Raw genomic sequence first — 11302 nt, 5'->3', positions numbered from 1 at the left:
CTTGGAGTTTGCCGCCGCCGATGATGTCGCCAACGGGGGAGTCCTGCTGGCCTTGCCTGCGCTGCTGTCGGAGGGACTGTTGCGACATACGCGTGAGCATTACACGCTGCCGTCGGGGTATTATCCACTGGAGGCGATCTTTCTATTCCTAGGGTTGCTGGCGCTGGCGCGATGCCCGTCGATGGAACAAGTCCGCTACCGGGCCGAGAGCGCGATGGCGGGCCAACTCGCCGATCACTTATCCCGACAAGATGACCTTCGTGCCCTGCCAAGGCCACATAATCCACACCCGGTGTCGCCGATCCCGTGACTTCATAGTTCACCCGCACCTCGATGTCGGTGGGACCCGCCACTCGACGCACCTTGAGCACGCCCGCGTCCGGTTTGCCATCCGCTCCCGTCTCCATCGCCAATCCGTCGCTTTGAACCACCTCCACCACCACTTGCTTCACGGGATCGACGCTCCCGCCCTCCACGACCTCCAGAAGCACCGATTCCGACTCCACTTTCACCCCCGTTGAATCAGCACCTACCGCCGTCAACTTGTAGCTGCCAGGCTTCGAAGGAGCCCAATAAAGCTCATGCGTAATCGGCATTCCTGGATCCGGTGGCCGAATGAAAAACACTTCGGATGTTCCAATCTTCTCGCCCTGGGCAAACCACTCCAACCGGGTCATGGCCCCCATGGAATCCACGGTGGTCGCCACCAAGGGCACCTTCGCGGGAAGGATCACGCGCTCCCCGGACTTCGGGGCCACGATGGCGACAAAAGCTTTGCCCGGACGATCGGCGCGATCGTGAATCGCGATTTTGGCGGCGGATGCATACGGATCGATGAGATACGGATCGATCGGGCCCGCGGTGGGGGACATCACCAACTCCAGCACCACCGACTCGATGGGTTCCGCCAGCTCGTCGAGTTTGGCCAGGACCGGAATCTCCACCGACGCCTTGCCCGACGGGACCGTGACCGGCCCGGAGATTCTCTCGTAATCGATGCCATTCTGAGCACTGCCCGAAACCGTGAAAAACACCGTCAACGCCCGGTCGATCGCCCCCGTTCGAGTCACCGTGAATACTCCCGGCAACACCAGACACACCGGACACGGCTCGGAGGTCGAAGGCTGCGTGGGCTTCACCGATACCAGCGGTGTTGTCAGGCCACCGTCACTGTCATAAATGATGATCCGGCCCAAGTATCGATCAGGATCCACCCGATACATGGGCAGCGCGTCGGTGGGCGGTTCGCTCAGTCTCAGTACCACCGTCTCGCTTCTAGATCGTCGTCAGTCCCGAAGATCACGAGCTGCACGGTGTTCGACCCGGCGGGAAACGCCACCCATTGCGATAACGCCTCGTAGTCTTTTCCATAGGTCGCCGTGCCGCTGAACTCCATCCACACCCGCAACGCTTCGGACGTCGCACCGGTCCGGCTCAACTCGACCACGGCCGGCTTCACTCGAATCCAAGGGGCAAGCTCCGAAGTTTCGGACTCCAGGACACGCAACGACACCACAGGCATTTCTAGGAAACCGGAACGCACCTGGACCCGCACTTTTTCCGAAACGACTGCGGCGCCCGTCGCATCGACCCCTCGAGCCGTCAACACGTGATCGCCCGCCGGCGCGTCCTTCCACACCACTTCATGGAGAATCGGCTGGCCCGGCTCGGGAGGTTGAATGAAGAAAATCTCGGATTCTCCGATCTTCTGATCGCCAGAGTAAAACTCCAGACGCGTGATCCCTCCGCGCGTGTCCACGGCGATCGCCCGTAGTACCATCGCATGTCCCTGCGCAATGATCGTGCCCGCCGCGGGATCCGTAATCCGAATGCTCGTCGACAAGGGAGCTGGCCGGTCCCGAATCACGATCTTCGCGGAACTCTTTTGCGGATCGATCCGGTACGCGCCCCCGTCTTTCCGGGTCGTGTCAACCGCAACCGCAGCCTCGGTGAGCGTGGCCACCACCGTTTCATTTTCTTCCCGCCAGTAGTCTCCCAGCCCCAGCACCCGCAATTCAACGGACTTCTGTCCGCGTCCGAAAACAACCGACTTTCGGAGTTCCTCATAATCGACCCCGGGCGAGGCCGTTCCGGAATAAACCAAAAACACCTCCAACTCTTCCGCCGTGGATCCGGTCCGCGCCACGGTGAACACCCCGGGCAACACCAACTCTTTCGTGCAAGGCACCCCTTCCGCGCAGAGCTCGCGCGTTTCCGGCAGCGTGGCCTCGATGGAGACCACGGAGATTTCGGAAACGCCATCATCATCACGAATCAACGCTTTCGCCACCGAACGTTCTCCCACTCGATAACATTCGCGGGGCGGCGGGAAAATCAACACGCACGCCGGAGGTTCCACCGTCAATACGGCCCATTCGTCACCCTCCACCGCGCTGTCATTCACCGCCTCGACCAGCAGTTCCGCCGAGGCTTGGCCTGCGGGGATCACGATGGACCAAGGCAACTCGCGGAAGTCGACGCCTTGCGTGGCTGTGCCACCTTTAAACGAGAAAAAAACGGGCAAATCGAAATCCATCGGAGCCGTGCGCTCAAACCTGAAACTGAACACGCGCGATCGAAAATCACCCCACTCGGACGCTTCCGCCTTCAACGTCTGCACCGAAACCTCGGTCTGGGGTGGGGACACGTCGACCCCGGGATCGATTCGTTGCGCCCGCAACTCCCCCCCCGCGCAGACGGAAGCCAACCCAAAAATCCACAACGCGTTCCAAAAACTCCGCCCAATTCTTTTCATACGTCCATTCCACGAGCGATTCTGGCGGAGCACATTCCATGCCCCGCAAGCCCGCTTGATTCTCAATCATTTCACCTGCCATTCGACCGTTTGCCAAACCCAAATCCAGCGCCCCATCAGAGCAGCCTTCAACCCTATATGGACGTCGAAAACAGAATCGGACATCCCCACCCAGCCTCAAGACAACTTGTTCACCATCAATTGATTGAATAGTTTCCACCCTCGCACCCGAATCGAAGGGTTCCAGGATCCTTCCCCGGCGCACGCGCAAATTGTCGACAGAGGTAGGGGCGAGGTTCTATCCCTCGTCCCTACCCCTATCAAGTCCTGGCGGATTCTCCAACCGCCTCGCCGTCGCGAAGCGTCTTGGACTGCGGTAGCCCTCTACCGCTTTGGCCCACACACGTGACCCACCTGCACGCGATGCACTGGCCCTCCTCCAACGATTTCCGGCCTGCTTGCTTTCGGGTCGTGAGTGCCGGATTATGGACGCCATGAACGCCTCGATCACCGAGTTGACCGACGGTTTGATCGCTTCATACGCGCGCTCGGGTGGCATCAACCACCTCGACGGCAAGAACTTGCCCTCCAAATCCGCGATCGCCGCCATCACGACGGATCTCCTGCGCCTTCTCTTCCCGGGATTCTTCGACGAAAAACCCATCCACTCTTCCGAACTGAAAGTTGAAACCGCCAATCTCATGGACTCCGTCCTGGGACGACTGGAAGACGAAATCTGCAAGAGCATCGAGTACCGCCCCCCGGAAGGATTTCGAAAAAAGAACCTGCGCGCCGTGGGCCATAAATGGGCCCGGGAATTCCTCGCCACTCTGCCCCAAGTCCGCGAACTCCTGCAAACGGACGCAGAAGCCGCCTTCAACGGCGATCCCGCCGCACTGAGCAAGGAAGAAATCATCGTGGCCTATCCTTTCATCGAGGCCATCGCCGTTCAACGACTGGCGCACCAACTCTACCTCAATGAAGTTCTCCTCATTCCCCGCATCATGACGGAATGGGCGCACGCGCGCACCGGCATCGACCTGCACCCCGGCGCCAGCATCGGCTCTCACTTCTTCATCGACCACGGAACGGGCACCGTCGTGGGAGAAACGGCTCAGATCGGTCACCACGTCAAAATGTATCAGGGCGTTGGCTTGGTCGCGCGTTCCCTCGCGGGAGGCCAGCAGTTGCGCGGACAAAAGCGCCACCCCACGATCGAGGACCACGTCACGCTGTACGCCGGGGCCACGGTGGTGGGCGGAGAAACGGTGATCGGCGCCCGCAGCACCATCGGAGCCAATGTCTTTCTCATGCACTCGGTTCCCGCTCACTCGCTCGTCGTCCAGGAAGAAGTCAAAATGAAGGTCGTCAACAAGGGCGAACGCCAGAAATCCTCCTTCGAATTCCAAATCTAATCCACGCCATGCGCCTCTCCCTCCTTCTCTGCCTTTGGACCTCCTCTCTGATCATGAGTGCCGCCGATACCTTGACGCTCCAACTCCGCTCGAGGGCCCCCGCCACCGGTGCCGCGGAGGTCAAACCCGCATCCTGGCCCGCCAACAAAACCGCCCTCATCATCTGCGATATGTGGGACGATCATTGGTGCCGGTCCGCCGCCCGTCGCGTCGAGGAAATGGCCGGTCCGTTAAACGAGGTCGTCAACCTGGCCCGCTCCAAAGGCGTCTTCATCATCCATGCACCCAGCAGCGTAACGTCCTTTTACCAGGGAACACCCCAACGTCAACTGGCCCTGCGCTCCAAAACCAGCGTCCCGCCCGCACCGCTCTCAACCCTGCAGCGCTGGGGGACCGCCTGGTGCTGGCCCGACCCGAAATTTGAACAGGTCCTCCCCATCGATGACTCCGACATGGGCTGTTCCTGCCCCGGCCGCAAATGCGAAATCCGGGAAGCCTGGACCCGCCAAATCAAAACCCTCTCCCTGGCCGAAGGAGACGCCCTCACCGACAACGGACAGGAAACCTGGAATCTCCTGGCCGAACGTCAAATCGATCACGTCATCCTCTGCGGTGTGCATCTCAACATGTGCGTCCTCGGACGCCCCTTCGGCATCCGCCAGATGGTGAAAATGGGCAAGAAAGTCGCCCTCATGCGCGACATGACCGACACCATGTACAACCCCGAACGTCCACCCGGTGTGGACCACTTCACCGGAACGGACCTGGTCGTCAGCCACGTGGAAAAATATTGGTGCCCCACCTTCACCAGCGCGGATCTCACCGGGAAAAAGGCTTTCCGTTTTTCGGAAGATCAGCGCGGCACCGCACCCTAAACCTGCTCCTCCCCCCGGAAGCGCGAATGGCTTAGCCCGCATATCTCATGCACGGAACGCCCGGTGAGGACACCGGGCCTACGAACACTGAGGCAAGCGCGATTGTAGGCCGCGTGACCTCACGCGGCACACTGTCGCGGATTCAAGCTCAGTATGAAACATCCGGCTTAGCTCCGCCCTTTGATCAGCGCCAGCCCGTAATCCCGGTTCATCCGGGCGATGAACGTCAGCGGAATTTCCTTGGGGCACACGGCCTCGCATGACCCGGTCACGGTGCAGGCGCCAAACCCTTCCGCATCCATGGTCTTCACCATGTTCAAAACACGCCGGTCGCGCTCCACCTTCCCCTGAGGCAGCAAACCCAGATGGGAAATCTTGGCGGAAACAAACAACATCGCGCTGGCATTCTTGCAAGCCGCCACGCACGCGCCACACCCGATGCATTGGGCCGCGTCCATGGCAAGATCCGCGTCTTCCTTCGGCACCGGTAAACAGTTGGCGTCTGGAGCGCCTCCCGTGCTCACCGACACGAATCCCCCGGACTGAACGATCCGGTCAAACGCGGTGCGATCAACACAGAGATCCTTGGTCACCGGAAACGGCCTGGCCCTCCAGGGTTCGATGGTAATCGTGTCACCGTCCTTGAACTTCCGCAAATGAAGCTGGCAGGCCGTCGTCCCCTTCTGCCCTCCATGCGGAACTCCGTTAATCACCAGCGAGCACGTTCCGCAAATGCCTTCCCGGCAATCCGAATCGAACGCCACCGGCTCCTTCCCCTCCAAAATCAAACGCTCATTGAGCACATCCAGCATCTCCAGGAAGGACATGTCCGGATGCGCCCCCGGATGCGAGTACGTTTCAAAAGCCCCCGTGTCGCCGGGTTCCTTCTGCCTCCAAATCTTGAGCGTGAGATGCATAGAAAGTCGGAATCAATGCGACGACCTCATTTGTAACTCCGGCTGGCCATCTTGATTTCCTCGTACACCAAAGGCTCGGCATGGCGGACCGGCGCCTGGCCCGGCCCCGCATATTCCCAGGCCGCCACATGGGCAAACTGCTCGTCATTGCGCTTGCATTCTCCCTCCTCCTGATGCTCGACCCGGAAGTGGCCGCCGCAAGATTCCTCGCGCGTCAACGCGTCCAAACACATCAGCTCCGCAAATTCCATGAAGTCCGCCACGCGCCCCGCATGTTCCAGCGTTTGATTGAATCCCTCGACGCCGCCCGTCACGGCCACCGTTTTCCAAAACTCCTCCCGCAACTCGGGAATCCTCCTTAACGCCGCAGTCAAACCCTCCCTCGATCGCGCCATCCCGCAATGATTCCAGATCAGCTGACCCAGCTCGCGGTGAAAGGAGCGGGGCGTGCGTTTGCCGCTGCTGGAGAGAAGACGCTTCAATCGGGCCCGCGCCTCCTCCTCCGCTTTCTTGAATTCCGGATGCGTCGTCGCCGGCCGGTTGGGCTTGTTCGACGCGAAATAATGGCTGAGGGTGTATGGCAGGACGAAATAACCGTCCGCCAGCCCCTGCATCAGCGCGCTGGCTCCCAGGCGGTTGGCCCCGTGATCGGAAAAATTAGCCTCCCCCACCACAAACAACCCGGGAATATTCGACATCAGGTGGTAGTCCACCCATAACCCCCCCATGGTGTAATGCACGGCCGGATAAATGCGCATCGGCTGCCGGTAGGCGTTCTCACCCGTGATGCGCTCATACATGTCGAACAAATTCCCGTACCGCTCGCGAATCTTGTTCTCTCCCAGCCGGCGGATCGCGTCCGCAAAATCCAAATAAACACCCAAGCCACCGGGCCCCACACCCCGACCCTCATCGCACACTTCCTTCGCCGCGCGAGACGCAATGTCCCGCGGAGCCAGATTGCCGAAACTCGGATACTTCCGCTCCAGAAAATAATCCCGGTCTGCATCCGCCACACTCGAAGCCGGCTTCGAACTCTCCGTCTTGTTTCTCGGCACCCACACCCGTCCGTCGTTGCGCAACGATTCCGACATCAACGTGAGCTTCGACTGATGATCTCCACTCACCGGGATGCACGTCGGATGAATCTGGGTGAAACTCGGATTCGCAAAAGCAGCCCCCTTCTTGTAGGCCCGGAAGGTCGCGGTGACGTTGCACCCCACGGCGTTGGTGGAGAGATAAAAAACGTTGCCGTATCCCCCCGTAGCCAGAACGACCGCGTCCCCCGCGTAGGACCGGACCTCTCCGTTCACCAAATCCCGCACGACAATGCCCTTGGCCGCCCCGTCCACTAGGACCAGCTCAAGCATCTCCGTGCGGGGAAACATCTTCACCGTGCCCAAACCAATCTGCCTTGACAAAGCCTGGTAAGCGCCGAGCAACAATTGCTGCCCCGTCTGCCCCCGGGCGTAAAAGGTCCGCTGCAACTGCGAACCCCCAAACGAGCGAGTGTCCAGCAGACCGCCGTACTCGCGCGCGAACGGAACACCCTGCGCGACGCACTGGTCGATAATCTGCACGCTCACTTGCGCCAGCCGGTAAACATTCGCCTCGCGCGCGCGAAAATCCCCACCCTTGATCGTATCGTAAAACAGCCGATGCACCGAATCGCCGTCATTGCGATAATTCTTCGCGGCGTTGATCCCTCCCTGGGCGGCGATGGAATGAGCACGGCGCGGGCTGTCCTGGAAACAGAAGCAGGCCACCTGGTAGCCCAACTCCGCCAGCGTCGCCGCGGCCGACGCGCCGGCCAAACCGCTCCCCACCACCAGCACATCAAATCTCCGCTTGTTCGCCGGATTCACCAGCTTCATCTCGAACTTGTGCCGTTCCCATTTCTGAGCCAACGGTCCGGAAGGAATCTTGGAGTCCAGTTTCATCGGTCGGAACCGTTCATCGCACCCAGCCCAACATCACCCCCAAGGGTACCGCCGCATAACCGGCAAAGAGCGCCCCCCCAGCCACCAAAGCCAGCCGGTCCAATACCGGGCTCCACGCGCGATTCTTGAAGCCCAAAGATTGAAACGCCGCGCGCAATCCATGACTCAAATGAAGGCAAAGCAATCCCACCGCCACAATATAGAAGAGCGAGACCATCGGTTTTGAAAATCCCCTCTTCACCATCTGATGCACATCATGCCGCTGCTGAGCATCCATCAATCCATCAAAATCATGCCCGGTGAAATTCACCGCCTGCACCCGCACCGTGAAATGAAGCAAATGATACATGAGAAATGCCGCAACAATCAAACCGCTCATGAACATCGTCCGCGAAGCGTAACTCGCCGCCGTCGGAGCCCGATTCCCGTCATAAGCCACCGGTCGAGCGGCCCGGTTCTGCGACGTCAACGATACCGCCGCCCACACATGCACCCCAAGCGCCACCAGCAATCCCAGCCGCGCCATCCACAACAACTCCGGCGAGCTGTGCAGGAAGTGCGCGTAACGATTGATCGAGTCCGGACCCAGGAACACTTGCAAATTTCCCAGCATGTGCCCGACCGCAAAAAGGAATAGAGCGGCACCGGTCAGGGCCATGAGCATTTTTCGACCCAGAGTGGAACGAAAAAGTTGAGAGAACAGGTTCATCGGGCGCCCTCAGCCTGGAGCCAGGGCCAACGAGAAGTAATCTAGGAGCTCCATGGATACATCGTCAACGGGCCGGGAAAAGTATAAGCCTCACTTCCCCGCCCGTTATCGCCACTTATCCGCACCCCTCAAAAAAATGGGCCGGGCCGCATGCCACCATGCGCCCGGCCTTGACCGATTCCTCCGCACCTTCAAGGTGCTCCCTCAATGCAACAGATCGCTCAGCCCACCTTGATTTCAACGCTCTTTGGCTTGGCAACCTCGTGCTTGGGCAGCCTCACTTCCAAAACCCCATCTTTGAAGGCCGCCTCAATCCGGTCGCCGTCCGCATCTTCCGGCACGCCAAACCGGCGCACAAATGAGCCATAGGACCGCTCCACGCGATGGTAACGCTTGTTCTTCTCCTCCTTCTCCAGTTTGCGCTCCCCATGGATGGTCAAAACTCCCGCATCCACACGCACATGCACATCGTCCTTCTTCACATCCGACAACTCGGCGCGGATCACATACGCCCCATCATCTTCCGTGATGTCCACAGCCGGTGCCCACTCTGCCACGGTCATGTTCTCCCGGCCACCATCTCCGCGTCCGGACGCCGGAGAAAGGTAAGAGCTCAGTCGCGCATGCAGATCATCCAATTCTCGAAACGGATTCCATCGAGCCACATTATTCATAATTCCAGATCTCTTTCCATGGCGCTGTAAGCGAATCATTGGTTTTCAAACTCCGGCCAGCCAACGCCATTCACCGACCTTTGTTTTCCGCAATCTCGAATCCCAAGATCCGAGCCTAACCCATCTCCCATCAGTTTTTATTCCAGCTAGATGGCACGGTTAACCTTGTATCTAAGATATTGTTGAACAATTATTTGCATTTAAGAGCGCCCACAAACGCTCTCGCGTCAATGTGCAACAGTGTCTCTATTTAGAGACACAACGACTCTTGTTAAAAATCAAATAGCCAAACTCTATTCGAGTAATAATGTCTCAACATGAAGCTGAACTCGTGCCTGGCGAAGCAAGCTCTAGGAAATCAAACGTCGATGATGGGGCCCGATCCAGGACCGTCCGAGTCCCTCGTTGGCCTCCCTGTCTGTCGGGGATTTCTCGGCAACCCTTGATGAAATCTTACCCTCGTCTTCCAAGGCCATCTCAAGACCTTGACAAACATCCCCACACATCCAATCACGATCGCCCCCCAGCAAGCCGCCCCAAACGAATCCACTTCGAATCGCGGCTGCAAGAACCTTGAAACCAACATCAACAGGCCCGCGTTGATGACGATCATAAACAAACCCAGCGTGACCACGAGCAGCGGTAAGGAAAGGAAGAAGAGAAGCGGGCGCAAAAACGCATGCAGCGTGGCGAGCATCAACGCGGCCAAGGCCAGGTCCGTGAATTCTTCCCACTTTAACCCGGGGACAATCGAACCTGCCACCAACACTCCCAGGCCCTGCTGCATCCAGCGCCAACAGAACTCGCGCACGCGGCTCTCCGTTGACTTCCGTTCCATTCCTTCTGCGGGCGGCTTCATCTCCATCGTCTCTCGCGGTCAGCACCTTTGATGCCCTGGACCCACCTCCAGCCAACACGCTTCACCCTCCGCCTCCAACCGCACCCCACCCGCGCTCGCCGGAATCAAAACCCAGCGACCCGCCCCCATCCGTCCGTCGAATCCATCCGCACTCACCCGCAGCCAGCCTTCGACGACTCCCACAGCCCGCGCCGAACCCGATGGAGCCCACGGAATCTCCACGGAAGCCCCGCACCTCGATTCATTCACCCGGAACATTTCGCACTCGGCAAGCGTTCGCCGCCGCAGACCACCCGCACCCGGATCACTCCAGTCTTCAGCCACCAACCGCGGGCGCAAATCATGCACGTCGATCGAGGCCAATCCCTCGTTCAAATGCAAGGCACGCGGACGCCCATCCACTCCCACTCGATCCCAATCGTAAAGCCGGTAGGTCGTGTCGGAGTTCTCCTGCACCTCGAAAATCAACACCCCGGCGCCCGGAGCGTGCAGCCGTCCGCTCGGCAAAAACAATGCATCCCCGGCTCTCACCGCAATCTGGTGCAGATGACGCGCAAAGCCCGGTTTCCCCGCATCCCGAGCCAACTCCTCCACTTCAACGTGCCGTTCCAGCCCAGCCCATAAACACGCATCCGCCGCCGCGCGCGTGACATACCATAACTCGGTCTTCGGTTCCCCACCAAAACGGCGGGCCTTCTCGGGAGAGGGATGGACCTGCAGGGAAAGGGTTTGGGCGCAATCAAGGCATTTGATGAGCCACGGAAATCGCTCCAATCCGGCAGAAGCGTCAAAATGCGGAAGCAACAAACCCAGCAGGTCTTCGCGCCGATGCTCCATGAACCAGCGAAGAGAGGCCCCCTTGAACTCGCCCTCCGCGACCACCGACTCTGCCCCGGCTCGATCCGCCACCTCCCAAGTTTCACCCACGGGCTTCCCGTGCACTCCGGGCTTCTGATAGAGCTCTTGCAGCCGGTGACCTCCCCAGGGTCGTTCAAAGGGCAAGGGCTCGAAAACGAGCGGGGGCAAATGGGCCACGGCAAATCCAGCTTCAAACCGCCGGAGCCTTGGCCGGCGTCCCTGAGGCTCCCCCTTTCCGCTCCTCGAAGGGACCGAAAGAACGAAACTTTCGATATCGCTGCTTGAGCCGCTCCGCTCCCG

The 11302-nt window shown here is 59.6% G+C and carries 10 protein-coding genes; 2 read left to right on the top strand and 8 right to left on the bottom strand.

Annotated features, from left to right (window positions below):
- Together FJ404_18020 and FJ404_18015 are read right to left on the bottom strand one after the other, a co-directional pair.
- A partial coding sequence (locus FJ404_18020) for a hypothetical protein (GenBank protein ID MBM3824752.1) occupies positions 1-1265 on the bottom strand: 1265 nt, incomplete at its 3' end.
- Positions 1256-2755, bottom strand: coding sequence for a hypothetical protein (locus FJ404_18015; GenBank protein MBM3824751.1), 1500 nt, complete (start codon positions 2753-2755; stop codon positions 1256-1258). The genes FJ404_18015 and FJ404_18020, both read right to left, overlap by 10 nt.
- A gap of 494 nt (positions 2756-3249) precedes the next feature.
- On the opposite strand from FJ404_18015, the gene FJ404_18010 reads away from it, so the two are divergent.
- Both FJ404_18010 and FJ404_18005 read left to right on the top strand, forming a co-directional pair.
- Positions 3250-4170: a serine acetyltransferase gene (locus FJ404_18010; protein MBM3824750.1), complete on the top strand. Its 921-nt coding sequence runs from the start codon at positions 3250-3252 to the stop codon at positions 4168-4170.
- Positions 4171-4178: 8 nt separating this feature from the next.
- Positions 4179-5045: a protein-signal peptide and transmembrane prediction gene (locus tag FJ404_18005; protein ID MBM3824749.1), complete on the top strand. Its 867-nt coding sequence runs from the start codon at positions 4179-4181 to the stop codon at positions 5043-5045.
- Between the two features lie 167 nt (positions 5046-5212).
- Here FJ404_18005 and FJ404_18000 read toward each other — a convergent pair whose 3' ends face one another.
- From FJ404_18000 to FJ404_17975, 6 genes are all read right to left on the bottom strand, one after another.
- Complete coding sequence (locus FJ404_18000; protein MBM3824748.1) at positions 5213-5962, bottom strand: succinate dehydrogenase/fumarate reductase iron-sulfur subunit; 750 nt, start codon at positions 5960-5962, stop codon at positions 5213-5215.
- A gap of 26 nt (positions 5963-5988) precedes the next feature.
- Positions 5989-7902, bottom strand: a complete 1914-nt coding sequence (locus FJ404_17995; GenBank protein MBM3824747.1) for a fumarate reductase/succinate dehydrogenase flavoprotein subunit — start codon at positions 7900-7902, stop codon at positions 5989-5991.
- Between the two features lie 13 nt (positions 7903-7915).
- Positions 7916-8611, bottom strand: coding sequence for a succinate dehydrogenase cytochrome b subunit (locus FJ404_17990; GenBank protein MBM3824746.1), 696 nt, complete (start codon positions 8609-8611; stop codon positions 7916-7918).
- Positions 8612-8832: 221 nt separating this feature from the next.
- A complete protein-coding gene (locus FJ404_17985) occupies positions 8833-9285 on the bottom strand; it encodes an Hsp20/alpha crystallin family protein (GenBank protein ID MBM3824745.1) in 453 nt (150 codons plus the stop codon).
- A 358-nt stretch (positions 9286-9643) separates the two neighbouring features.
- Positions 9644-10150, bottom strand: a complete 507-nt coding sequence (locus FJ404_17980) for a phage holin family protein (GenBank protein ID MBM3824744.1) — start codon at positions 10148-10150, stop codon at positions 9644-9646.
- Between the two features lie 12 nt (positions 10151-10162).
- Positions 10163-11302: hypothetical protein (locus FJ404_17975; GenBank protein ID MBM3824743.1), on the bottom strand; the 1140-nt coding region annotated here is incomplete at its 5' end.

The organism is Verrucomicrobiota bacterium (assembly GCA_016871495.1).
Classification (GTDB): domain Bacteria; phylum Verrucomicrobiota; class Verrucomicrobiia; order Limisphaerales; family VHDF01; genus VHDF01.
This window is presented reverse-complemented; position numbering and strand designations above follow the sequence as displayed.

Bases quoted from the DNA above. Each gene is read 5' to 3' on its own strand.
- FJ404_18015 (MBM3824751.1), bottom strand. From the start codon at position 2,755: ATGAAAAGAATTGGGCGGAGTTTTTGGAACGCGTTGTGGATTTTTGGG.
- FJ404_18010 (MBM3824750.1), top strand. From the start codon at position 3,250: ATGAACGCCTCGATCACCGAGTTGACCGACGGTTTGATCGCTTCATAC.
- FJ404_18005 (MBM3824749.1), top strand. From the start codon at position 4,179: ATGCGCCTCTCCCTCCTTCTCTGCCTTTGGACCTCCTCTCTGATCATG.
- FJ404_18000 (MBM3824748.1), bottom strand. From the start codon at position 5,962: ATGCATCTCACGCTCAAGATTTGGAGGCAGAAGGAACCCGGCGACACG.
- FJ404_17995 (MBM3824747.1), bottom strand. From the start codon at position 7,902: ATGAAACTGGACTCCAAGATTCCTTCCGGACCGTTGGCTCAGAAATGG.
- FJ404_17990 (MBM3824746.1), bottom strand. From the start codon at position 8,611: ATGAACCTGTTCTCTCAACTTTTTCGTTCCACTCTGGGTCGAAAAATG.
- FJ404_17985 (MBM3824745.1), bottom strand. From the start codon at position 9,285: ATGAATAATGTGGCTCGATGGAATCCGTTTCGAGAATTGGATGATCTG.
- FJ404_17980 (MBM3824744.1), bottom strand. From the start codon at position 10,150: ATGGAGATGAAGCCGCCCGCAGAAGGAATGGAACGGAAGTCAACGGAG.